The organism is Candidatus Poriferisodalis sp. (assembly GCF_965219595.1).
In the GTDB taxonomy this organism is placed as follows: Bacteria; Actinomycetota; Acidimicrobiia; order Acidimicrobiales; family Poriferisodalaceae; genus Poriferisodalis.
In genome coordinates, this window is record NZ_OZ244781.1 from 3603130 (window position 1) to 3625167 (window position 22038).

At 67.7% G+C, this 22038-nt stretch carries 19 protein-coding genes and 1 tRNA gene; 6 read left to right on the top strand and 14 right to left on the bottom strand.

Annotated features, from left to right (window positions below; translation table 11 throughout):
- Nucleotides 1-89: 89 nt before the first annotated feature.
- Nucleotides 90-1124 carry a hypothetical protein gene (locus ACOQPE_RS16075; protein WP_420609874.1) on the bottom strand — a complete coding sequence of 345 codons (1035 nt, stop codon included), beginning with the start codon at nt 1122-1124 and terminating at the stop codon, nt 90-92.
- Nucleotides 1125-1188: 64 nt separating this feature from the next.
- On the opposite strand from ACOQPE_RS16075, the gene ACOQPE_RS16080 reads away from it, so the two are divergent.
- Nucleotides 1189-3222, top strand: a complete 2034-nt coding sequence (locus ACOQPE_RS16080; RefSeq protein ID WP_420609875.1) for a polysaccharide deacetylase family protein — start codon at nt 1189-1191, stop codon at nt 3220-3222.
- A gap of 69 nt (nt 3223-3291) precedes the next feature.
- Here ACOQPE_RS16080 and ACOQPE_RS16085 read toward each other — a convergent pair whose 3' ends face one another.
- Complete coding sequence (locus tag ACOQPE_RS16085) at nt 3292-4647, bottom strand: LLM class flavin-dependent oxidoreductase (protein WP_420609876.1); 1356 nt, start codon at nt 4645-4647, stop codon at nt 3292-3294.
- Between the two features lie 126 nt (nt 4648-4773).
- Here ACOQPE_RS16085 and ACOQPE_RS16090 point away from each other — a divergent pair, with 126 nt between their 5' ends.
- Nucleotides 4774-5565: an NUDIX hydrolase gene (locus tag ACOQPE_RS16090; protein ID WP_420611410.1), complete on the top strand. Its 792-nt coding sequence runs from the start codon at nt 4774-4776 to the stop codon at nt 5563-5565.
- A gap of 145 nt (nt 5566-5710) precedes the next feature.
- Here ACOQPE_RS16090 and ACOQPE_RS16095 read toward each other — a convergent pair whose 3' ends face one another.
- Both ACOQPE_RS16095 and ACOQPE_RS16100 read right to left on the bottom strand, forming a co-directional pair.
- Entirely contained in the window at nt 5711-7021 is a 1311-nt protein-coding gene (locus ACOQPE_RS16095; RefSeq protein ID WP_420609877.1) for an NAD(P)/FAD-dependent oxidoreductase, read from the bottom strand.
- A gap of 5 nt (nt 7022-7026) precedes the next feature.
- The gene (locus tag ACOQPE_RS16100; protein WP_420609878.1) at nt 7027-8379 is read right to left on the bottom strand and encodes an aminopeptidase P N-terminal domain-containing protein; all 1353 of its coding nucleotides are present in this window, start codon (nt 8377-8379) and stop codon (nt 7027-7029) included.
- A gap of 59 nt (nt 8380-8438) precedes the next feature.
- On the opposite strand from ACOQPE_RS16100, the gene ACOQPE_RS16105 reads away from it, so the two are divergent.
- Entirely contained in the window at nt 8439-9974 is a 1536-nt protein-coding gene (locus ACOQPE_RS16105; protein ID WP_420609879.1) for an acyl-CoA carboxylase subunit beta, read from the top strand.
- Nucleotides 9975-9991: 17 nt separating this feature from the next.
- On the opposite strand, the gene ACOQPE_RS16110 is transcribed toward ACOQPE_RS16105, so the two are convergent.
- Genes ACOQPE_RS16110 through ACOQPE_RS16125 form a run of 4 tightly spaced genes read right to left on the bottom strand, consistent with a single transcriptional unit; the run spans nt 9992 to nt 14530 of the window.
- Entirely contained in the window at nt 9992-11080 is a 1089-nt protein-coding gene (locus ACOQPE_RS16110) for a transglutaminase family protein (protein WP_420609880.1), read from the bottom strand.
- Nucleotides 11077-12069 carry an alpha-E domain-containing protein gene (locus tag ACOQPE_RS16115; RefSeq protein WP_420609881.1) on the bottom strand — a complete coding sequence of 331 codons (993 nt, stop codon included), beginning with the start codon at nt 12067-12069 and terminating at the stop codon, nt 11077-11079. Before ACOQPE_RS16115 ends, ACOQPE_RS16110 begins: the two co-directional genes overlap by 4 nt.
- Nucleotides 12066-13526, bottom strand: coding sequence for a circularly permuted type 2 ATP-grasp protein (locus ACOQPE_RS16120; protein WP_420609882.1), 1461 nt, complete (start codon nt 13524-13526; stop codon nt 12066-12068). Before ACOQPE_RS16120 ends, ACOQPE_RS16115 begins: the two co-directional genes overlap by 4 nt.
- A 59-nt stretch (nt 13527-13585) precedes the next feature.
- Nucleotides 13586-14530, bottom strand: a complete 945-nt coding sequence (locus ACOQPE_RS16125) for a Gfo/Idh/MocA family oxidoreductase (RefSeq protein ID WP_420609883.1) — start codon at nt 14528-14530, stop codon at nt 13586-13588.
- A gap of 60 nt (nt 14531-14590) precedes the next feature.
- On the opposite strand from ACOQPE_RS16125, the gene ligA reads away from it, so the two are divergent.
- Both ligA and ACOQPE_RS16135 read left to right on the top strand, forming a co-directional pair.
- Entirely contained in the window at nt 14591-15040 is a 450-nt protein-coding gene (gene ligA / locus ACOQPE_RS16130; protein ID WP_420609884.1) for a protocatechuate 4,5-dioxygenase subunit alpha, read from the top strand.
- Nucleotides 15037-15894 carry a class III extradiol dioxygenase subunit beta gene (locus tag ACOQPE_RS16135; protein ID WP_420609885.1) on the top strand — a complete coding sequence of 286 codons (858 nt, stop codon included), beginning with the start codon at nt 15037-15039 and terminating at the stop codon, nt 15892-15894. The genes ligA and ACOQPE_RS16135 overlap by 4 nt, the downstream gene beginning before the upstream one ends.
- A gap of 89 nt (nt 15895-15983) precedes the next feature.
- Here the strand turns inward: ACOQPE_RS16135 and pobA are convergent, their stop codons facing one another.
- The 5 genes from pobA to ACOQPE_RS16160 all read right to left on the bottom strand — a co-directional run bounded on the left by pobA (nt 15984) and on the right by ACOQPE_RS16160 (nt 20985).
- Complete coding sequence (gene pobA, locus ACOQPE_RS16140) at nt 15984-17156, bottom strand: 4-hydroxybenzoate 3-monooxygenase (protein ID WP_420609886.1); 1173 nt, start codon at nt 17154-17156, stop codon at nt 15984-15986.
- 91 nt (nt 17157-17247) lie between these two features.
- Nucleotides 17248-18123 carry an amidohydrolase family protein gene (locus ACOQPE_RS16145; RefSeq protein WP_420609887.1) on the bottom strand — a complete coding sequence of 292 codons (876 nt, stop codon included), beginning with the start codon at nt 18121-18123 and terminating at the stop codon, nt 17248-17250.
- Nucleotides 18120-19205, bottom strand: a complete 1086-nt coding sequence (locus tag ACOQPE_RS16150; RefSeq protein WP_420611411.1) for a 4-oxalomesaconate tautomerase — start codon at nt 19203-19205, stop codon at nt 18120-18122. Before ACOQPE_RS16150 ends, ACOQPE_RS16145 begins: the two co-directional genes overlap by 4 nt.
- 41 nt (nt 19206-19246) lie before the next feature.
- Nucleotides 19247-19930 carry a 4-carboxy-4-hydroxy-2-oxoadipate aldolase/oxaloacetate decarboxylase gene (locus tag ACOQPE_RS16155; protein ID WP_420611412.1) on the bottom strand — a complete coding sequence of 228 codons (684 nt, stop codon included), beginning with the start codon at nt 19928-19930 and terminating at the stop codon, nt 19247-19249.
- Nucleotides 19930-20985: an amidohydrolase family protein gene (locus ACOQPE_RS16160; protein WP_420611413.1), complete on the bottom strand. Its 1056-nt coding sequence runs from the start codon at nt 20983-20985 to the stop codon at nt 19930-19932. Before ACOQPE_RS16160 ends, ACOQPE_RS16155 begins: the two co-directional genes overlap by 1 nt.
- A gap of 75 nt (nt 20986-21060) precedes the next feature.
- Here ACOQPE_RS16160 and ACOQPE_RS16165 point away from each other — a divergent pair, with 75 nt between their 5' ends.
- The gene (locus ACOQPE_RS16165) at nt 21061-21981 is read left to right on the top strand and encodes an alpha/beta fold hydrolase (RefSeq protein ID WP_420609888.1); all 921 of its coding nucleotides are present in this window, start codon (nt 21061-21063) and stop codon (nt 21979-21981) included.
- Here ACOQPE_RS16165 and ACOQPE_RS16170 read toward each other — a convergent pair.
- Nucleotides 21955-22028 (bottom strand) — tRNA-Val (locus ACOQPE_RS16170). The two genes, ACOQPE_RS16165 and ACOQPE_RS16170, sit on opposite strands and share 27 nt — an antisense overlap.
- Nucleotides 22029-22038: the final 10 nt, after the last annotated feature.

A 22038-nucleotide genomic window follows, 5' to 3' on the forward strand; every position in this document is an offset into this window, starting at 1 on the left:
CAGCACGCTCCCGCGGGGTGGATGGCCGGAGAACGGGCAACTCGGCCCAGCCGTCCGCGATCGGCTTCATCTGAGTGGCCCTGCCGTTGTCAGCCCAGCGACTCGATCTCCGCCGAGGCCGATTCCTCCCTGGTGAGCAGGTCGGCGTAGATCAGCAGGTGAAACACCGCACCCAGCACGAAGATGAGCGGGAAGATGACGGCATTGATGAAGAGATCGCCATACAAAGCGGGCAATGGCAGCGCGCCCAGGCCTGCGCCAAGCCCAAGTCCGACGATGTTCGCCGCGAACCCCAGCAGCATGACCCTCCCCCAGATGGCCGCTTTGCGGCCGCGGATCAGCCGCCACCAGCGCCGTGGTGAGGGAATGCGCGGTTCGACGTATGCCATTACGAAGTAGATGGCCAACAGCGGGAAGAACACCACTATCGCTGCGAGGTACGCCAGCATCCACACGATGCCGAGCGGCTCGGCGAGCAATAGCAGCAGCACACCGAGGCCGCACCCCGCCAAGCCCATAACCAGACCTATGAGCACGGACAGGCCGAAAACCTTGGGCATACGTCGCACGGACGCCGTGAGCGTGTCTCCGAAGTGGGTGGGCCGCCCTCGGAGGTCGTCAAGGGCCATACGCGAAATGGCGATGTCCTGCACCAGGAAGCCGAGGCAGCACAAGAACGCGAAAGCGAAGAGCAGGACGATCGCAGTGGTCGTTGGCGTGACGTCGAAAGACCTCAGCCAAGCCTCGAAGTCGAACACCGTGCCGCCTGTCGGGTCGGTCAGTTCGGAGATCTTGGAGAAGAACTTGCCGCCGAACAGTGCGTTCAGCCCCAAGAACAGCATCACGAACGCCACCAAGTAACCCGCGACGCCGATCAGGACGAACTCCCCGAAGGGCCGCCAGCGCCGACCGATGAGCGACAGCGAATCACGAATGAGGTCGGGAATGCGTCGGAGCTCGCCGGGCGCGAGCGGACGGTGGTGCCACTGAGGTCGTTCTGGGTTGGATCCGGGCGGCGGTGCAGGCCGTGGTCGCCCGGGAGGCAGTGGTGACCACATTCCGGTCTCGTCATCGTCCTGGGACGGCGGCGGCACGGATCGGGGTCGCTTGTCGCTCTCGGCCACGGTCAGATGTTAGGTCGGCCGCCACTCCTGTTGGTCGGCAAAGGACGCGCGTAGCGTCGCAGGCATGGACAACAAGTCACCTGGGTTGATTTCACCGTTGCCGGGCAGCTTGGCGCCGCACCGGGCGAGGTACCTGCCGATCGTGGACCGGCCGCGTATCCGGTGGCCGAACGATGCGCGGGTGGCACTGTGGATCGCTCCGAACGTGGAGCACTACGAGTTCCTGCCGCCGCGGGACCCCCAGCGCAACACCTGGACACGCTCGCCGCATCCCGATGTGCAGGGCTACGGCTACCGCGACTACGGCAACCGGGTGGGCTTCTGGCGCATGGCAGAGGTGCTTGACCGATTCGGCGTCGTCGCCACGGCCTCCACCAATCTCGCAGTGTTCGACCACTACCCCGAAGTCGGCGCTGCCATGGTCGAGCGCGGGTGGGAGATCATGTCCCACGGCATCTACAACACCCGCTACATCTCCTCGATTGACGAGACCGCAGAACGGGCGTTTTACATCGAGTGCATCGAGGCGCTGCGCAGCCACACCGGCCAGCAGTTGCGGGGAATGCTCGGCCCTGCCGTGTCCAACACCGCGGCGACGCCCGACTTGATGGCCGAGGCGGGTTTGATCTATCACGCCGACTGGTTCCACGACGACCAGCCCGTGCCGCTGGCAACCCGCAGCGGTCAGCGGCTGGTGTCGGTGCCGTATTCGATGGAACTGAACGACGTGCCGGTGTTCACCCAGCATTTCGACACCGACGAGTTCGTGAAGATGGCCAGGGCCCAGCTCGATGTTCTGCGGCGCGAAGCCGACGACGGCGCCGGCGGCCGGGTGATGTGCGTGGCGCTGCACCCCTACCTGATGGGCATGCCGCACCGGGTCGACGGACTCGCAGCGATGCTCGACTACCTGATGAGCCACGACGACGTGTGGCAGACCACCGCCAGCCAGATCGCCCAGCACTACCTCGATCATCACTACGACGATTTCGTCGCCCACGAACCTGAGCCGCCGACGGATCGCCCCAAGGTCGTGGCGCCTGCCGCGACCGGCTCGGCTGGCACCGCCGCTGCTAGCCCGGGCTCCGCCGGCCAGGTCGCCGGGGGCCCCGCTAGTGGTGACCGAGCCCAGGCCTACGAGTTCGGCCCGGCCCAGCACCAGCACGGCATGGACCACCCCTACTACGAGTGGTCGCCGCTACCGAGCCGGCCCCGATTCGAATGGCCCGATCGCAGCCCGCTGGCCGTCGGCGCGGTCATCGTGCTCGAGCACGTCGAGTGGGAGCCTCCCCCTGACGCCTACTCGCTGCGCCGTCGCAGCGGCGGTCTGGCACGGCTGCCCGCTCCCGACTACCCCCAGCTCACGATCCGCGAGTACGGCCACCGGGTCGGCATATTTCGCCTGGTTGACCTGCTGGAGCGGCACGGTGTCGCCGCCACCATCGCCGTGGATGCGCTGACCGCGGAGCACTACGGCTGGTTGGTCTCGCATCTGGCTGAGCGTGGATGCGAGATCGCCGGTCGGGGCGTCGCAGCCACCCGGCTCATCACATCCAAGAACACTGAAGAAGAAGAGCGGAACGCCATCGCCCGGAGCCTCGACGCGATCGAGTCGGCCACCGGCGCCCGCCCGACCACATGGTTTTCCGCCGAGGGGGTCGAGTCGTTCCGCACGCCAGCGCTGCTGGCAGAGGCAGGGGTCGACACCGTGCTCGATTGGCCCAACGACGAGCAGCCCGTTGCAATCACGACAGAAGGCGTGCTGCCCGGCGTGCAGCGGCCCGAGGGCGCGGCGCCGATGGTGTCGTTGCCGCTGTTCCTCGAAGCCGACGACGAGTTCGCACTGTGGCACCGGCGGGTGTCGCTGGAAGGCTGGCGCGACATCATCACCGGCGCCGCAGCCCGCATGCACCGCGACGGTGCCGAGCACCCGGCCGGAAGTCGCCTGCTGATGCTCACGCTGCGTCCTTGGCTTGCAGGTCAGCCCTTCCGGGCGCAGGTACTCGACGATGCACTCGCCCAGGTGACCGCACTCGGAAGTCTCCACACGGCCACCGCAAGTGAGCTGGCTGCCCACGCGCGTCCGACGCTGCGCTGAGCCAGCCGAACACTGCGGCTCATCTGCCCCTGCACCTGCACCATCCGACGTTGCTGCGAGCGGGAGCAGCTACTGCAGGCGCCAGGCTCCCGGCTCGGGAACGGGCAGGCCGAGGTGGTCGCGCAGCGTCGTGCCGTCGTACTCGGTGCGGAACACGCCGCGGCGCTGCAGCTCGGGCACGACCAGCTCGACGAAGTCCTCGAACGCTCCCGGCATGTGGGTGCCCGCAATCACGAAGCCGTCGACGGCGCGCTCGGTAAACCACTCCTCGAAGTGGTCGGCCAACTCGACCGGCCCGCCCACGGTCGGGTGGGCCAGCCGACCCCGGCCTGACACCTGCACGAAGTCGCGCACGGTGGGGTTGGCCCGCCCGGTGATCTGCAGCACTTGGTTGCGGATGCCCTGGATGCCGGTCATGGCGTCGAGGTCGTCGTCGGAGAGCGGCTCGTCCAGCTCACGGCTCGCGAAATCGAAGTTCAGCCCCTCCGACAGCAGCGAGAGGTCGTCCACCAGCGTCGGCAGCTCGTCGTAGGCGGCACGGCGGTCCTCGGCCTCAGACATGGTGCGGCCCACCACCGGGAATGTGAGGTTGGTGATCTTGACGTGGTCCGGATCGCGGCCGAGTGCCTCTATCTGTGATTTCACCGCGGCGTAGTGCTCCACGGCGGCATCCATCCGCACCTGGCTCACGAACAGCAGCTCGCCCCAGCGGGCGGCGAAGGTGGTGCCGCGGCCGCTCTGGCCGGCCTGGATGACCACCGGGTGCCCCTGCGGGGTGCGCGGCACCGTGAACGGCCCGCGAGACGTGAACCACTGGCCCCGGTGGTCGAGCCGGTGCACCCGATCGCCGTGCGCGTACAGCCCCGTCGCCCGGTCGGCGGCGATGGCGTCGGCCTCCCACGTGTCCCAGTGGCCGTGCACCACCTCCATGAACTCATCGGCCCGGTCGTAACGCACGTCATGGGCGGGGGCCTCCGCCAAGCCCATGTTGCGGGCTTCGTTGTCGTTAACTGACGTCACGACATTCCACGCCGCTCGTCCGCCCGTGAGATGGTCGAGCGTGGCGAACACCCGAGCGACATGGAAGGGCTCGTAGTAGGTGGTCGAGTAAGTGGCACCCAAGCCGAGCCGTGTGGTGGCCATGCCCATCGCGGTCAGCACCGTGACCGGGTCGAGCTTCACGCAACGGATGCCCGCCTCGACGGTGTGACGGTGGTCGCCACCGAGCATGTCGGGCATCGCCAGCCGGTCATCAAAGAAGCCAAGATCGAAGCAGCCCGCTTCGAGCACCTGGCCGATGTGCCGGTAGTAATCGAAGCTGGTGACGTCGTGGCGGGCGTCGGAATGCCTCCAGGCGGCGGGGATGGTCGTGCAGTTCTGCGCCTGCAGGAAGCCCACCAGCACGATCTGACGCTGAGCGTTCACGCCCAGCGATGGTAGAGAGCAATCGCACCCGAGGGCGGCTCACCGGCGGCTCCGCTTACAGATCTGACTGCATCCCGTGTTCGTCGGACAGGCAGCGGGAGAGTCGTGGTGTCAGACTCTGCGGCCATGTCGAGCGCTGCGTCGAGCCCGAGTCGAGCGGTGAGGCCGGCTGGCGAGATCGCGCACGACGCCGCGTTGCGGGAACGGCTGGTGGCCAACCTGGCCCGCCATGAGGTGCGGCAGCACCCGGGCGAGGGACGCAAGCATGCGGCGGTTGCAGTGATCGTGCTGGACAGCGACGCCGACCTGCACGGATCCGATCCCGCTTTCAGCGGCCTGGGTGCCGAAGAACGGCGCGAGCTGCTGGCGGACATTCCGGGAGCTGTCGACGACCCGACGCTGACCGGCGATGTCGAGGGGACAGCCGGGGGTGCATCAGTGCTGCTGACGCGGCGAGGCTCACACCTGCGGGGCCACCGCGGCCAGTGGGCGCTGCCAGGAGGCCGGGTGGACGACGGCGAGACCGTGCTCGAAGCGGCAATCCGGGAGTGCTCCGAAGAAGTCGGCCTGGAGCTGACCGGCGACGACCTGCTCGGCCAGCTCGACGACTACCCCACCCGCTCGGGCTATGTCATCAGCCCGTTCGTGTTCTGGCTGTCTGATGACCGTGAGCCGGTGGCAAATCCGGCCGAGGTGGCCTCAGTGCATCGGGTGTCCCTGCGAGAGCTGATCCGGCCCGACTCCCCCCGATTCGTGAGCATCCCTGAGAGCGACCGTCCCGTCGTGCAGGTCCCCATCGGCGGCGACCTGATCCATGCACCCACCGGCGCGGTGCTCTACCAATTCCGCGCCGTCGCCTACGACGGCCTCAACACCCGCGTCGACGAACTGGAACAGCCCGTATTCGCCTGGCGCTAGCGATGCGGCACGAATGCCATAGCTGCGGAGGCGGCAGGAGACTCTGCGACGTTGCGACCTGCTGAATCGCTGGTCGCTGGTCGCTGGTCGCTGGTCGCTGAGGGTCCTGCCGCCTCCGCAGCGGGCGCACATGCTTGAGGACCACCTAACCGAGCACGGACATTGACGAGCCGTGGAGGTCACGGTTGCGCGAGAACGTGCCCATGTCGATGTCGAAGCCGGTGTGCTTGCCGGTCACCACGACCGGATCCGCATCGTGGTCGTGGCCGGCCTCGACCGCACCGATCAACTCGGCCATGCAGTGACCGGCCACCGCAGCATTCTTGAACTGGTTGCCGCTGGTGCCGATAGCCACGTAGAACCCGTCCAGCGACGTGCGGTCGTAGATCGGGATCCAGTCGTCAGTCACGTCGTACACGCCCACGACGCCCCTCGGCTGGTGCGGCAATCCCAGGTCGGGCATGCGCCGGGCGAACCGCAGCACGTGGGTCTCCCACTGCTCACGGGTGAGATCCTGCGAGCAATCGTCGACCTCGTCGGCGGTGAGCCATTCCAGGTCCGCCATGTCGAGTTCGAGCGAGCCGATCAGGATGTTGTTGCCCACCTCGGGCCGCACGTAGCAGCCGCAGTCGTCGTCGGCCATGGCCGCGCCGACGTGCTCGAAGTCGACCCCAGCCGGTGAGGGCACGTGGTACACCTCCTTGCGCTGTGGCCGGGTGCTGACCGTCATGTCGTCAAGTACGCCCGCCAGTTCGTTGATGGCACTGCTGTGCGGACCGGCGACATTCACGACCACGGGCGCAGCCAGCACGTCGCCATCCGCCAGCACGACGCCCTCGGCTCGACCTGATCCGGCGATCCCCACCACGGTCTCGCCGAAGCGAAACTCTGCCCCGGCGGCTTCCGCCGCCAGCCGGAGATTGTGAGCCGCGAGCTGCGGGTCGCCGACATAGCCGGCTTCGGGCGTCCACAGCGCACCGTCCAGCTGCGATGTCGGCTCGGCCCAGAAGTCGGGATCGGCGATCTGCCGGGGCGGGCCGAATCGCGAGAGATCGAAGAATCCAAGCCGGGCGGCCGCCTCGTCACGATCCCAGACTTCGTAGGGCACGCCGAGCGCGTCGAAGTGCGGCACCGGCAGCAGGTGCGGGCCGTCGCCGCTGATCAGCGTCAGCATCCCGCACATCGTGAACGTGGAGTAGCCGGCCTCGTCGCAGTCGCCGATGTGATCGGGCCAGTTCAGCCAGTACTGCAAACCCTCGTACGACATCGCCACGCCCGCCCGGGTGGAGTAGGTGAACCGCACGATGGCCGAGGACGAGCTGGTGGAACCCTGGCCGGCGCCAGGGTTGCGATCCACACCCACTACCCGCCAGCCACGCCGGGCCAGCTCGCAGGTGACGGCGTTGCCGATGACGCCCGCCCCGATGACAACGGCGTCGTAGCTCTGCTCGCTCATCCGGTTCAGCCGATACGGATCGGCTTGCCGATAGCGGCGGTCAGCACCTCGGGATCTCCGTCGGTCACCAGCACGTCGTCCTCGATGCGGATGCCGCCGAAGTCCCGCAGCTCATCGACGCGATCCCACACGACGCTCTCGGCGAACTTCTCCCGCCGGGCCGGGTCGCCGAGCAGTGCGTCGATGAAGTAGATGCCCGGCTCGACGGTGGTGACCATGCCCGGCTCGAGGAGACGGTTCGGACCCAGCCTCGACAGCAGCGGATCGTCGCTGGGTTCGCGGCTGTAGGGGACGCTCGTGATGTCGTGCACCGACAGTCCCAGCAGGTGGCCGAGGCCGTGGGGGAAGAACAGGGCGACGGCGCCTTGGGTCACCAGCTCGACGGGGTCGCCGCGCAGCAGTCCCATCTCGACCAGGCCCGCACCGAGGATGCGGGCGGCAGCCAGGTGCACCTCCTTCCACACCATGCCGGGACGGCACATGTCGATGGTCTGCTGCTGGGCGCTGAGCACCAGCTTCCACAGGAACTCCTGCTCGTCGGTGGGATCAGCACCCACGACCATCGTGCGGGTGACGTCGCTGGCGTAGCCGCCGAACTGTGCGCCGGCGTCGATGAGCAGCAGGTCGCCAGCTTCAACTGTGCGGGTCGCGGGACGCAGCGGGTCGTCGCCTGCGTAGACGTAGTGCAGGTAGGCGCCATGCGGCCCGGAGGCCACGATGCTGTCGTAGGCCACCCGGGGTGCTCCTGCGGCGTAGAACTGCGCCTCCATGCCGACCTGGATCTCACGCTCGGTCATGCCAGGCGCCGCATGCTGGTACACCCACTCGAACCCCGCCGTACTGGCCGCAGCAGCCTGCCGGATGTCGTCGAGTTCCGCATCGTCCTTGGTCATGCGCTCGAGCGCGATCGCGGCACTCAGACGCAGCACGGCGTTCACAGGGTCTTGCGCTTCGCCGTCCTCTGACGTGGCCGGCGGGGGCAGCACCTCGGGCATGGTCGCGCCGGCGCCCAGCTCGATGACAGCGCGGTCGCTGCGCTGCTCCAGCCAGACCTCCAACTCGTCCAGCGGCTGACCGACCGGTGTCGGCGGTTGCTCCCAGACGAGCCGCTCGGGCGTGAAACGGGGCCCGAACAGCTCCCACTCGCCAGCGGCGGCGTCGAACGCCAGCGTCGTGCCGGGCGAGCCCACCGCCGCCAGATAGGCGACATCGGGATGGGGCAGGAACGCAAAGTGCTGATCGGTACCGGACCAGCCCGCCGGCTCGCCGGCGCGCAAGACCACTACTTCGTCGGCGAGCTCCCAGCGCTTGGCCACTCGCGCCCGCCGCTTCGCCAACACGTCCTCTGTCGGCTTCACGCCGCGCACCCTAACGCCACGGACGCGGCCCGCCCGCGCGATCTCTAGGTTCTTGCTGCGTGAGTGACGAAGCTTCTCCGGAACCAGATGTGCCGCCGCTGCTGGCTAAGGCCATGGCCGCAAAGGAGGCGACGCTGGACGAGGCGCGTCCCAAAGCGGTGGCCCGGCAGCACGCCCGCGGCCGGTGGACCGCCCGAGAGCGCATCGCCGCCCTGTTCGATCCCGGCACATTCGTGGAATACGGCCAGCTCGCACAGCCCCAGATCCGCTCACTGGGCGACGCGCCAGCCGACGGCCTCGTCATGGGCGTCGGTCTCGTGGACGGCGTTTCGGTGTGCGCCTTCACCTACGACTACACGGTGATGGGCGGCAGCCAGAGCCCGCACAACCATCGCAAGGTGGACCGGATGATGGAGGTGGCCGAGCGAAACCGCTGGCCGGTCATTTTCTGGTCCGAAGGTGCCGGAGCGCGCGCCACCGAGCTGTACTACGCGAGCGGCACGGTGACGACCTTCATACAGCTGGCAAAGATGTCGGGACTGGTGCCGATCGTCACGATCCTGTCGGGACCGAGCTTCGCGGGGCAGGCGAACATCGCCGGAACCTCCGACGTGGTGATTGCGACGAGGGACTCGACGATGGGACTGTCGGGACCCCCGCTGGTGAGGTCCGCCACCGGCGAGGACTTGACCCCCGAGGAACTGGGCCCCATGTCGTTGCATGAGCGGACCGGCACCGTCGAATTGGTAGTTGAGGACGAAGCGGAGGCCCTGCAGACAGCGCGCAGGTACCTGTCGTATTTCACCGACGTGGCAGCTCCTCCGCCGCCGGTCGCGCACGATCAGACGCCGCTGAGGTCCATAGTCCCGGAGAACCCGCGCCGCGCCTACGACGTGCGCAAGATTGTGGCGACGCTGGCCGACGAGGACTCTGTGATGGAGCTTCGCCCCCTCTTCGGCCGATGCCTGTCAACCTCGCTGTGCCGCATCGCAGGACACCCTGTCGGCGTGCTCGCGAACAACCCGATGTTCGGGGCGGGCGCCATCGATGCCGAAGGCTCGGCCAAGTTCTCGCGCTTCGTCGAGCTGTGCAACGCCTACGACCTGCCGCTGCTGTTCCTGTGCGACACACCCGGCTTCATGATCGGGACGGCTGCCGAGAAATCAGCAATCGTGCGTCACAGCGCCCGCACCCTGGTGGCGCTGAGCACCGCCGACGTGCCGATCCTCACCGTGATTCTGCGCAAGGCCTACGGCCTCGGCTACTACGCAATGGGCTGCGACGCGCTGGATCCCGACTTGTATGTCGGCTGGCCGACCGCCGAATTCGGCGGCATGGGCCTCGAAGGCGCGGTCAACATCGTGTTCCGCGACGAGCTCGAAGCTGCGCCCGACGAGGCTACGGAGCGTCAGATCCGAGACCGGCGCGTCGCGGAGTGGAAGGAGCGCAACACCGGCCTGGAATACGCTCGGTCGTTCCTGCTGGACGACATCATCGATCCGGCCGAGACGCGAGACCTGATCGCCCGCTTGCTCGCGACGTTCCCGACACCGGCACGGCGCGAGGGGCGCAAGCACCCCATCGATCCCTGGTAGCGGCGCCCCGGCCTTGACTATTGCTGCTGTTGCTGCGCTGCCTGTTGCTGGGCAGACGTATCTGTGGACGGGCTGACCGCCACGCGGGCCTGGCGGCGGATCGGCTCGGTGACCATCGAGACCGGCGCCGTGGGCTGGGCGATGATCACCTCGGCGTCCACTTTGGCATCGGCTGATCCGTTGAACACGCCGCGCACGGGTGGGACGTCGTTGTAGTCACGGCCGTAGCCAATCACCACATGCCGCTCGCTCACTGATCCGCCGTTGGTGGGATCGAGCGCATGCCAGCCGTAGCCGGGCACTGCGGCTTCGATCCACGCGTGCGTCTGCACCGAGATGGCGGCCGGGCTCGCAGCCGGTGCACGTTCGGGAGTGAACACGTCCTCGCCGACGAGCCCGTGGCTGTTCCCGTCGGCACCGGCGCCGCTGCCGGGCACTCCGTCGCCGGCTGCAGGTGCACTGTCACCGGGACTCTCGTCGAGCCGTGTCTCATCCAGCGCGAACAGGTAGCCGGAGACGTAGCGAGCGGGGATGCCGATGCAGCGAAGCATGCCCACGGCCAGATGGGCGAAGTCTTGGCAGACCCCTCGGCCGCCGTCGATCAGCTCCTCCAGCGTCACACCGATGGTGGTGGAGCCGCGCTCGTAGCTGAGCACCGTGGGCACTGCCTGGGCTACGGCCTGCACGCGCTCGCATACGTCATCGGCGGCGCCGCGGACGGCCCATGAGGCCACCTCGTTGACCAGCTCGTCCCACTGCACATGCTGGGACGGCGCCAGGTACTCGACGTGCTCGTTGACGAACTGCTGATCGCCCAGCCGCTCGCAGCTCACCGGTGCCGGGGCGCTGTCGGTCGGTGTGGTCTCCACGGAAGCCTCGGCAATCACCAGCAGATCGTCGTGCGATGCACGCATGCCCAGGTGGTCGACAGTCGTGCCGAAGTAATCGCGTGTCTGCAGCACACGGGTCGCCGGCGTGGTGGTCAGCCGGTACGACAGCACCTGCTGGCGCAGGTCGTCACGGGGCCGTACGCGGATCTCGTTCTGCGACTCCGAAACGGGCTCGGCGTAGGTGAAGTGCAACCGGTAGGCGATGTCGAGTCTCATTGCGGCCTGCCGTTCCCGTCTCCAGGTCGCACGAACTGCGCATGCACTTCGGCGAAACTCGATCTCGCCACCGTGCTGGCGTGCACATCGGCAGCTAGCTCGGCCAGCGCCGAGCCCAGGTACGCCAGCTCAGCCTCGGGTTGGGCCAGCAGCTCGTCGAGCTCGCCGTACTCCAAGTGCGCCCGCAGTGCTCCGGCGCGCCGGCGGGGTGTGGCGACGGCCCCCGCGGCCGCGGCGAGATCTTCCAAGCGCAGCTCCACCCGTCCGAGGCACCACAGCACCGAGCGGGGCATTTGCTCGTGCTGCAGGAGGAATTTCGCGACTGCATGCCACTGCGGCGAGTGCCCCAGCTCGCGCCGTGCGGCCTGCAGCGAATGCGTGAACGCCAGCAGACGGTTGCCGTCAAAGACGTCGGCCCCGGTGCCCAGACCCGATTTCAGCAGTTCGACAGTCAGGATCGACCGCTCAAGCAGCCGGCCGGCCTCCATGAACGCGTACCCCTCGTCGCGGCTCATCGACTCGGTCATGACGCCGCTGAGCGAGCGACACCCGCGCCGGGCCGTGATCACCGACATGCGCGACACCTCGCCGCCGGTCTGCTCCCGAGCGGCAGCGCCGACCGACTTGGCGCTCTGCATGAGAATGTGCAGGCTGTTGGCCTCCTCCCAGAGCTCCACCGGGATGCGGTCGCGCACGATGCGCAGGTTCTCCCGCACCGCCTCCACAGACGACACCACCGAACCCGGATGCGAGTCGTCAGAGACCAGAAAATCCATGACGGCATACGGGCCGGTGCCGACCTGGGCCGCCACGAACGCGTCCTGCAGCCCGAGCGCCTGCACCAGCCGGCGCGAGGCCAGACGTGCCTCGGTGGCCTGGCGGTGCATGACCGCGTTGGTCTCCACCGACACGCACCGTGCGATGGTGTCGGCCCGCTCCAGATAGCGACCGGCCCACAGCAGGGAATCGGCGTGCCGGGCGAGGATCATGTCTGCGATCCCTGCGGGGCAAGCACCCAGGTGTCCTTGGAGCCGCCGCCCTGGGAGGAGTTAACGATCAGCGAACCTTTGCGCATCGCCACCCGCGTCAAGCCGCCGGGAAACACCTGCGTGCGCTCCCCGGTGATCACAAAGGGTCGCAGGTCGAGGTGGCGCGGTTCGAGCACGTCGTCGCACATGGACGCCAGCGTCGACAGCTCCACCACCTCTTGGACCACCCAGTTGCGCGGGTCTGCCTCGATCTCGGCCCGTGCGTTCGCCAGCTCCTCGTCGGTGGCGTTGCGCCCGATGACGATGCCGTAGCCACCCGACTCGCCCACCGGCTTGATGACCAGCTCGTCGAGACGGTCGAAGGCCGCCGCGCGCTGATCGGGCTCCCACATCACGTACGTCTCGACGTTGGGCAGGATCGGCGCCTCGCCGAGGTAGTAGCGGATCAGGTCGGTCACGTAGGGGTGGATGGCCTTGTCGTCGGCCACGCCGTTGCCGACGGCATTGCAGACGGTGACCGTGCCGGCGCGCATGGCGCCGAGCAGCCCCGGCACGCCCAGCGTGGAATCGGGGCGGAACGACACCGGATCGAGAAAGGTGTCGTCGATGCGCCGGTAGATCACGTCCACCGGCACCAGGCCCTCGATAGTGCGCAGGTACACGACATGCTCGTCCACCACCAGGTCGGGCCCCTCCACGAGCTCCACGCCCATCTCCCGGGCCAGGAACGCGTGCTCGAAGTACGCCGAGTTGTAGATGCCCGGCGTCAGGATCACGATGAGCGGCTTCTCGCCGGCCCCCGTGGGCGCCACCGATTCGAGTGCCGTGCGCAGCATGCGGCCGTACTGGCCGACTGGCTCCACGGTGTGGTCTTCCCAGACACGGGGGAACGCTCGGGTCATCGCCGCCCGGTTCTCGATGACGTAGCTGATCCCGCTCGGGTTGCGCAGGTTGTCCTCGAGCACCCGGTACTGGCCCTCGGCATCGCGCACCAGGTCGATGCCGGCGATGACGCAGTGGGCGTCATGCGGCACGCTCACGCCGAACGCGTTGCGCTCGAAGCCGTCCGACGACTGCACCAGCCATGCGGGCACGACGCCGTCGGCCATGGCCGCTCCCTCGCCGGTGTAGATGTCGGCCAGGAACCGGTTCAGCGCGGTGACGCGCTGGGCCAGGCCCCGCTCGATCTCCTGCCACTCGGTTGCGGCGATCAGCCGGGGAAACAGGTCCATCGGCCAGGTCCGCTCGGTGCCCTGCGAATCGCCGTACACCGTGAACGTGATGCCCTGGCGGCGGAACTCCTCTTCAATGATGCCTTCGCGGCGCCGCAGCTCGGCCACGTCGAAGTTGGAGAAGCGCTCCACGATGGCGGCGTAGAGCGGCCGGACGTTGCCGTCACGATCGAACGCCTCGTCGTAGGCGAGCTGGTCGGCGTCAGACCTTCGTAGCTCCGCCATGGCCCATTTGATAGCGCGTCACGGGATATGGCGGTGCCATTGTCGGCCGAACATCGCAATCAGCGCTCGCTCATGGATTTCTCCAGCATGTCGATGGTCTCCATAGCGCCCAGGCATTGCGCGACCGACGCGTTGGGCTCACGGCCCTCACGGATGGCCGAGATGAACTCGCGGTCTTGCAGTTCGATGCCGTCGTCGGAGATCGCCACACCCGACAGATCCACCGGATTGTCATAGCCGTCCACGAGGTCGTCGTAGCGGGCGATGTAGGTGCCGTTATTGCAGATGTAGCGGAAGAACGTGCCGAGCGGCCCGTCGTTGTTGAACGACAGCGACAGCGTGCACAGCGCTCCCGACGGCACGCTCATGCCGATGGTCATGTCCATGGCGATGCCCAGCTCGGGATGGGTGGGCCCTTGCTGCGCCCAGCCTGCGGTGATGCGTTGGCCTGTCTGGTAGCCGAACAGGTCGACCGTGTGGCACGAGTGATGCCACAGCAGGTGATCGGTCCAGGTGCGCGGCTTGCCGAGCGCGTTGCGGTTCTCGCGCCGGAAGAAGAACGTCTCGACAACCAGGTGCTGCAACGTCAGCTCGCCGCGTTGGATGCGTTCGTGAATCCACTGATGGCTCGGATTGAAGCGGCGGGTGTGGCACACCATCGCGGTCACGCCCGTTTCCTGCTGCACACGCACCACGGCTTCGCTGTCGGCAAGGGTGTCGGCCATCGGGATCTCGACCAGCACGTGCTTGCCCGCGCGCATGGTCTCGATGGCCTGCGCTGCGTGCAGCTGCGTGGGCGTGGCCAGGATGGCCGCGTCAGCGTCGAGCGTCAGCGCCTCGCCCAAGTCGGTCGTCCACCGCTCGATGCCGAACTCGCTGGCGAAGGCCTCGGTGTCGTCGGCGATGCCACCAGCGAGGGCGACCACCTCGACATCGTCGATGCGCCGCAGCGCTGCCATGTGCTTGTGCCCGATAGCGCCCTCTCCGGCCAGGATGATCTTCACGACGCTCCCCTCTTCGGCTCCCGTGCTCTATCAATAGTCTCGGATGCGCAAGGAGGTGCCATGGCACGGGCACGTGACTACGACGACATCCCGGGCACCTACGTCTTCGACGGTCGCAGATCGCAGCAGGGTTACCAGCTGAACATGTTCTGCATGAGCCTGAACGCCGAAGCCAACCGGGAACGATTTCGGGCAGACGAGCGTGCCTACCTGGACGGCTTCGACCTGACATCGCAACAGCGCCGAGCGGTCCTCGAACGGGACTGGCTGGGCATGCTCCAGCTCGGCGGCAACATCTACTACACGTTCAAGCTGGCTGCGCTTGACGGCCTGTCCATGCAGGATGTCGGCGGTGCCATGTCAGGCGTCAGCGGCGGGGAGTTCAACCAGATGATGATCGACGGCGGTCGCCCGGTCGACGGCAACCGCCGCACCGGCGAGTTTCCTGCGGATCAGAGCCCCGAGCCGCAGAGCCCTGAAATACGCAGCACAGCGGGGCACAGCTCATGACCACAATCGTCGGTGGCATCGGCACATCGCACGTGCCCGCCGTCGGAGCCGCCATCGACAACGGCAAGCAGGAAGAGCCGTACTGGCGGCCGTACTTCGACAAGATCCAGCCTGCACGCGAGTGGATGGCCGCCGAGCAGCCCGACGTCTGCATCATCGTCTACAACGACCACGCCTCGGCCTTCTCGTTGCAGCTCATCCCGACGTTCGCTGTCGGCGTGGCGGCCGAGTACCAGCCTGCCGACGAGGGCTACGGCCCCCGCCAGGTGCCGGCCGTGCAGGGCCATCCCGAACTGGCTTGGCATCTCGCCGAATCGCTGATCGGCGACGAGTTCGACATCACCATCGTCAACGAGATGGACGTCGACCACGGCCTGACGGTTCCGCTCTCGGTGATGTACGGCCAGCCCCACGCCTGGCCATGCCGGGTCATTCCGATCTGCGTCAACGTGATCCAGTACCCGCCCCCGTCGGGCAAGCGATGCCTCAGCCTCGGGCGGGCCATCCGGCGAGCGCTCGACAGCTACGAGGGATTGGCTGCGGAAGGGCTGCGGGTGGCCGTTTTCGGCACGGGCGGCATGTCGCACCAGCTGCAGGGCGAACGGGCGGGCCTCGTCAATGCAGACTTCGACACAGCGTTCATGGACGAGTTGGTCGCCGAGCCCGACGCCGGCTGCCTGCGCCCGCACACCGAGTACATCCGCGAGGCGGGCTCAGAGGGCATCGAGTTGGTGATGTGGTTCGTGATGCGCGGCGTGCTCGACGAAAGGGTCGACGAGGTGTTCCGCATGAACCACGTGCCCACCTCCAACACCAGCAACGGCCTGCTGATCCTGCAGAACGCAAGAGGCTGAGCCGCTAGGCGAAGCCGTGGCCCGAGCGGCCCGTGAGCCCGTATCGAATCGAGACTGGGAACAAGAGCGGGAAGCAAGAGGCTGAGCGCCTAGCTCTCCAGCGGCAGGCCCACGTACTGCTCAGCGAAGGCGATCTGCGCCGATGGCGACGTGGACAGGTGGTACAGCTCCTGCTCCTGCGCGCGCTGGTCGAAGTCGCTCATGTCGGGGAACCGGTGCAGCAGCATCGTGAGCGACCAGCTGAACCGCATGGCCCCCCAAACGCGCCGCAGCGCCATTGCTGAGTAGCTGTCGAGGTAGCCGTCGTCGCCCCGCTCGTAGTGATCGGCGAAGGCTCGAGCCAGGTAGTGCACGTCGGAGATCGCCAGGTTCAGACCCTTGGCGCCGGTCGGAGGCACGATGTGCGCCGCATCGCCGGCAAGGAACAGATTGCCGTAGCGCATCGGCTCGGAGGCGAAGCTGCGCAGCGGCGCAATCGACTTCTCGATCGAGGGCCCGGTCTGGATCTGTGCTGCCTTGTCGGCCGGGATGCGAGCCAGCAGCTCGGTCCAGAAACGATCATCGGGCCAGTCGTCGACCGTGTCGGTGAGCGGGCACTGCACGTAGTACCGGCTCAGCATCGGGTTCCGCATGCTGCACAGCGCGAAACCCCGCTGATGGTTGGCGTACAGCAAGTGCGGCAGCGGCGGGGTTTCCGAGAGGATGCCGAGCCAGCCGAAGGGATAATCCTTCTCGAACTCGGTGCGGACGCCGGCCGGGATGACGGCGCGGCTCACGCCGTGAGAGCCGTCGCAGCCGGCCACGAAGTCGCAGTCGATGCGCTCGCTGACACCGTTGGCCACGAAGGTCACCGACGGCCGGCGGGCGGGGTCGCTGATCTGTACGTCGTGGGCCTCGAAGACGATCGTGTTGCCGGCTGCGTCCGCAGCCTCGTAGAGGTCTTCCTGGATGTTCGTCTGGCCGTAGGCCATCATCCGGCGCCCGATCAGCCGCTGCGAGTCGATCGACAGCATCTCCGAGCCGCGCCAGGCGATGTTGATCGTGTCGTGAACCTGTCCCTCGCGGTCCATGCGGTCGCCCAGCCCGGCGTTGCGCAGGATCTCCACCGAGCCCCACTCGAGGACGCCGGCACGGATGCGGCCCAGCACATAGGCACGCGACTGCTGCTCGAGCACGACGTGTTCGATGCCTGCCCTGCCCAGCAGGTGTGAGAGCAGCGTCCCGGCCGGGCCGGCGCCCACGATGATGACCTGGGTGTTCATCACTGCATCCTCGTCGCGGGCTTGCGTCGCTCGTCCCGCTGGATCGGTCAGTCGGGCGGAGAATAGTGGTGCTCGCTCGCGGGCTCAGCCGCTAGCCGAAGTCGTAGAGCGTCTCGGGATTGCTGACCAGGATCCGGTTGCGAGTCGACTCGTCGGGCGCGAACGCGGCCAGCACGTCGACGAGATCGCCGTCGTCAGGCATGTGGCGCACATTGGGATGCGGCCAGTCGCTGCCCCACAGGATGCGCTCGGGCGCGGCCGCGATCAGCGCCTGGGCATAGGGCACGACATCGTCGTACGGCAGGGTCCCCTCGGCAGTGAGCCGCTCGGCGCCCGACACCTTCACCCATGCCCGCTCGTCGCGCATCAGCTCGAGCAGGGCTTCGAACGGCTCCTGGCCGAGGCCGGCTGTTGCATCGACGCGGGCCATGTGGTCGATCACGTACGGGCAGGGCATCCGGTCGAGCAGTTCGCCGTAGTGCGGCAGGTCTTTCGCGTCGAAGTGCAGCACGATGTGCCAGCCGAAGGGCTGCACCCGGTCGACCAGCCGCCAAAACAGCTCAAGGTCGGGTGCGCCGCCGAGGTGGGCGACGAAGTTGAAGCGGGTGCCGCGCACCCCGGCGTCGTGCAGGGCACCGATGTCGGCATCGCCGAACGACTCATCGATCATCGCGACACCGGCATATCGGCCGTTTCCCCGCACGAGCGCATCCACCATGGCGGCATTGTCGGTGCCGTGGCAGCTCGCCTGCACGAAAACTGCTCGCGACAGCCCTAAGCGCTCCTGCAGCACCTCGAAGTCTTCGATGCCAGCATCGGGCGGCGTGTAGGTGGCCTCGGGGGCGAAGGGGAACCGGTGCGAGGGGCCGAACACGTGGCAGTGCGCGTCGGTTGCCCCCGGCGGCGGCGTGAACGCCGTCGGCGAATGCGGCGAGGGGTGAGGCGGCAGGATCGTGGGCGCTGTCACGCGCGCCCTTGGTGTGACGCGCTCGTCGGAAACGCTGGGCTCTTGGGGAATACCAGGCCGTCGAACAGCTTGCGGGCAGTGCGAACGATGCCGGACCGCCCCACGACCGGGCCTGCAGGGCCATCGGCAAGCTCGACTCGGGCGGCAAAGGTGCCCGTCGGGTGCTCGATCTGCACTAGGTCGGGGTCGTCGCCGGGTTCGAGCAGATCCGATCCGACGCCTCCCGGGAGCCGCAGCGCGGTGGCCACGCTTACCGCACCCAGCACGCCGATGGCGTCATGGCACCGGTGCGGGATGAAGGTGCGGGTGCAGATGCTCCCGCCGGCGCGGGGCGCGGACACCAGCGTCATCTTCGGCACGGTCATGGTGCTGACGTCGCCCAGGTTCATCAGCTCGCCGGCCCGCAGGCGGATGTTCTCCAAGCGTCGCCGGAACAGCTCGTTGGCCTCAAGCGCGGCTGGCGATTCGTCGCCGGCGATGCCCAGAGCAGCCGCCCGGAGCACAACCGTGGGCATGCCGTTGTCGATGCAGGTTGCTTCGATGCCGTCGATCACATCGGCGATGGCACCGGTTGGCAGCAGCGCCCCACATGTCGAACCCGCCGTGGCCTCGAAGTCGAGCTGGACCTCGGCCGCCGTTCCGGGAACCCCCGAGATCGCCGTGTCGCCGTCATAGGCGGGGAGGCCGGCGTCCAGCGGGAACGTGGCTGTCGCCACCGAGTCGCTGTTCACCATGCGTATCCGCACATGCGCCTCGTCGCCAGCGATTTCAATGAGCCTGCGCTCCATCGCGAACTGCCCGACTCCGGCCAGCAGGTTGCCGCAGTTCTGCTGATCACCCACCGAGCCGTCGTCGACACCGACCTGCAGGAACAGGTAGTCCACATCGATCTCGGGCTCTGCCGACCGTGACACCACAGCAACCTTGGAGGTCAGCGGGTGCGCGCCGCCGATACCGTCGATCTGGCGCGGATCGGGCGAGCCCATCACTCGCGCCAGCAGCGAATCACGCTCGTCGGGGTCGTCGGGCAGCTCGCCGGCGACGAAGTAAGCGCCCTTGGAGGTGCCGCCCCGCATGACCATGCAGCGAACGCCCGAGGCTGCCAGATCATGAGGGCCTGCGCTCACTCGATCCACTCCACGCCGAGGTCGATCAGCTTCTGGCGCAGCCCGTACATCTCGAGTCCCAGCTCGCCGGCTTGCAGGCGTGCCCGAGTACCGGCCTCGCTGTCGAGCCGGGCGTTGGACTGCTCCAATGCCCACGCTGCCTCGGCGCGGGGCACAGTCACCACGCCGTCGTCGTCACCGCAGATCACGTCGCCCGGCTCGATGATGACGCCGTTGATGCTGATCGGCACGTTCACCGAACCTGGCGTGTTCTTGACCGTGCCCTCGCACGAGATGTGCCGGGTCCACACCGCGAAGCCCATGGCCCGCAGATCCAGGGTGTCTCGGACGCCAGCGTCCATTACCAAGCCCACGACGCCGTGAGCCATGAGCGACGACGCCAGCAGATCACCGAACATGCCGTGTGTGGACGGCGCCGTGTTGGTGACCACGAGCAGGTCGCCCGGCTCGCATACCTCCACGGCGGCGTGAATCATGATGTTGTCGCCGGGATGCGACAGCACCGTCACTGCCGAGCCGGCAACCCGTGTGCCCTGCTGGATAGGCCGCAGATCGGGACCGAGATAGCCGCGGCGGCCGATTGCCTCGTGCACGGTGGCGGTGCCGGCCTTGCCGAGCCCCGCGATGACGTCGGGGTCGGCCCGCTCGATGGTGCGCTTCACGATGTGTTGGGCTGCCATCATCCCTCCCGGTCTGCCGCCCCAGCGGTGCTGCGCTGCGCGTCCAAGGCGCCAGCCAGCCGCGGGTACACCCGCAGGGCATTCTCGCTGAAGATCATGCGGCGGGCCTCGTCGCTGAGGTCTGCCGCGTCGATGTAGCGCTTGGTGTCGTCGTAGTTGAAGCCCGTGGTGGGGTCGATGCCGCGCACCGCGCCGACCATTTCCGACGCGAACAAGATGTTCTTGGCGGGTATCACCTTGACCAACACGTCGATGCCCGGTTGGTGGTACACGCAGGTGTCGAAGCACACGTTGTCCAGCAGCAGCTCGTCGAGCGGCCGCAGGCCCATGTCCTGGGCCATGCCCCGGAACCGGCCCCAGTGGTACGGCACTGCTCCCCCGCCGTGGGGAATGACGAAACGCAGCCCGGGATGGTCGGCGAACAGGTCGCTCATCATCATCTGGACGAATGCCGCGGTATCGGCGCCCAGGTAATGCGAGCTCGTCGCATGGAAGTTCGGGTTGCAGGTGCCGCTGACGTGGATCATCCCTGGCACGTCCAGCTCGGCCATGGCCTCCCACAGCGGCCACCAGTAGCGGTCGTTCAGCGGCGGGCCGGTCCAGAACCCGCCGGAAGGGTCGGGGCTCACGTTGCAGCCGATGAAGCCCATCTCTTCCACGCAACGGCGCAGCTCGCGCACCGAGCTGTCAATGGCCACGCCGGGCGACTGCGGAAGCTGGCAGACCGCCACGAAGTTCTCCGGGAAGAGATCGCACACACGTCGGATGAGGTCGTTGCAGTGCTCTGACCAGAAGCGCGACGTGTGCTCGTTGCCTTCGTGGTGGCCCATCCACGACGCCCGCGGCGAAAAGATGGTCAGGTCCGAGCCCCGCTCACGCTGCAGTCGCAGCTGGTTGTGCTCGATGCTGTGGCGGATCTCGTCGTCGCTGATGTCAAGCACACCCTTGGCGCCGACGTAATCCGGATCGGCCTCAAGCGCCGACCGCTGCGCGTCGCGGTACTCGCCGAGCTGGGGCGGTGCCGTCGTGTAGTGGCCGTGGCAGTCGATGATCACGTCGGCCTCCAAGCGGCGACCGTAGCCTCCGGGTGCTAGCTGTGTGCCCTTCGGCGGCAGGACTGGAACGACACCATGGCGAGGTCAACAACGGCTGACACCATCACGATCGAAGCGAATGGGCTTCGCTTCACTGCCGACGTGGCGGGGCCGGCTGACGGCGAGCTGGTGCTGCTGTTGCATGGGTTCCCGCAGACCCGGCACACCTGGCGTGTCGAGTTGCCGGCACTGGCGGCGGCCGGGTTCCGGGCGTGTGCTCCAGACCAGCGCGGCTACTCGACGGGCGCACGGCCAGAGGGCGTCGACAGCTACCGCAGCGAGCTGCTGGTGGCCGATGCGCTCGCGATTGCCGACAGCTTCGGCGCGGAGCGATTCCACATCGTCGGGCATGACTGGGGCGGCGCACTGGCGTGGTTCATCGCCGCGCACCACGCCGAGCGGGTCCACTCGCTGAGCGTCATCTCACGGCCGCACGCTGCGGCCTTCGTTGCGGCGATGCGCGACGACCCCGATCAGCCGCACCGCTCGCGGCACCATCCCGCCTTCCAGAAGCCCGAGGCAACCGACAACCTGCTCGCCGACAATGCAGCGCCCTTGCGACGGGCCATGGCTCACGGCAGGGTGCCTGACGCCGACATCGACGCCTACTTGGCCACGCTGGGCGAACGCGACGCCCTCGACGCAGCCGTGAACTGGTACCGAGCCATCGGGAGCTCGCAGTATCAGCCGGCCGAGACGCCCCCGGTGAGCGTGCCGACGATGTACGTGTGGGGGAATCAGGACGCCACGGTGGGCCGCATGGCAGCCGAGAACACTGCTGATTTCGTGACCGGCCCGTACCGCTTCGCCGAGCTGGGGGGCATCAATCACTTCGTCACCGACGAGGTGCCTGGGGCGTTCACCGGGTTGCTGCTGGCCCACCTCGCCGAGCACGGCGGCACCACGGCACGGCATCCTGCGTCGAAGGGGTGGGCGATACTGGACTCGAACCAGTGACCTCTGCCGTGTGAAGGCAGCGCTCTAACCATCTGAGCCAATCGCCCGCGGGGCGAC

Excerpts from the sequence above, each read along its gene's own strand:
- ACOQPE_RS16080 (WP_420609875.1), top strand. The coding sequence starts at position 1,189 with ATGGACAACAAGTCACCTGGGTTGATTTCACCGTTGCCGGGCAGCTTG.
- ACOQPE_RS16090 (WP_420611410.1), top strand. The coding sequence starts at position 4,774 with ATGTCGAGCGCTGCGTCGAGCCCGAGTCGAGCGGTGAGGCCGGCTGGC.
- ACOQPE_RS16095 (WP_420609877.1), bottom strand. The coding sequence starts at position 7,021 with ATGAGCGAGCAGAGCTACGACGCCGTTGTCATCGGGGCGGGCGTCATC.
- ACOQPE_RS16110 (WP_420609880.1), bottom strand. The coding sequence starts at position 11,080 with ATGAGACTCGACATCGCCTACCGGTTGCACTTCACCTACGCCGAGCCC.
- ACOQPE_RS16115 (WP_420609881.1), bottom strand. The coding sequence starts at position 12,069 with ATGATCCTCGCCCGGCACGCCGATTCCCTGCTGTGGGCCGGTCGCTAT.
- ACOQPE_RS16120 (WP_420609882.1), bottom strand. The coding sequence starts at position 13,526 with ATGGCGGAGCTACGAAGGTCTGACGCCGACCAGCTCGCCTACGACGAG.
- ligA (WP_420609884.1), top strand. The coding sequence starts at position 14,591 with ATGGCACGGGCACGTGACTACGACGACATCCCGGGCACCTACGTCTTC.
- ACOQPE_RS16135 (WP_420609885.1), top strand. The coding sequence starts at position 15,037 with ATGACCACAATCGTCGGTGGCATCGGCACATCGCACGTGCCCGCCGTC.
- pobA (WP_420609886.1), bottom strand. The coding sequence starts at position 17,156 with ATGAACACCCAGGTCATCATCGTGGGCGCCGGCCCGGCCGGGACGCTG.
- ACOQPE_RS16150 (WP_420611411.1), bottom strand. The coding sequence starts at position 19,205 with ATGGTCATGCGGGGCGGCACCTCCAAGGGCGCTTACTTCGTCGCCGGC.
- ACOQPE_RS16155 (WP_420611412.1), bottom strand. The coding sequence starts at position 19,930 with ATGGCAGCCCAACACATCGTGAAGCGCACCATCGAGCGGGCCGACCCC.
- ACOQPE_RS16165 (WP_420609888.1), top strand. The coding sequence starts at position 21,061 with ATGGCGAGGTCAACAACGGCTGACACCATCACGATCGAAGCGAATGGG.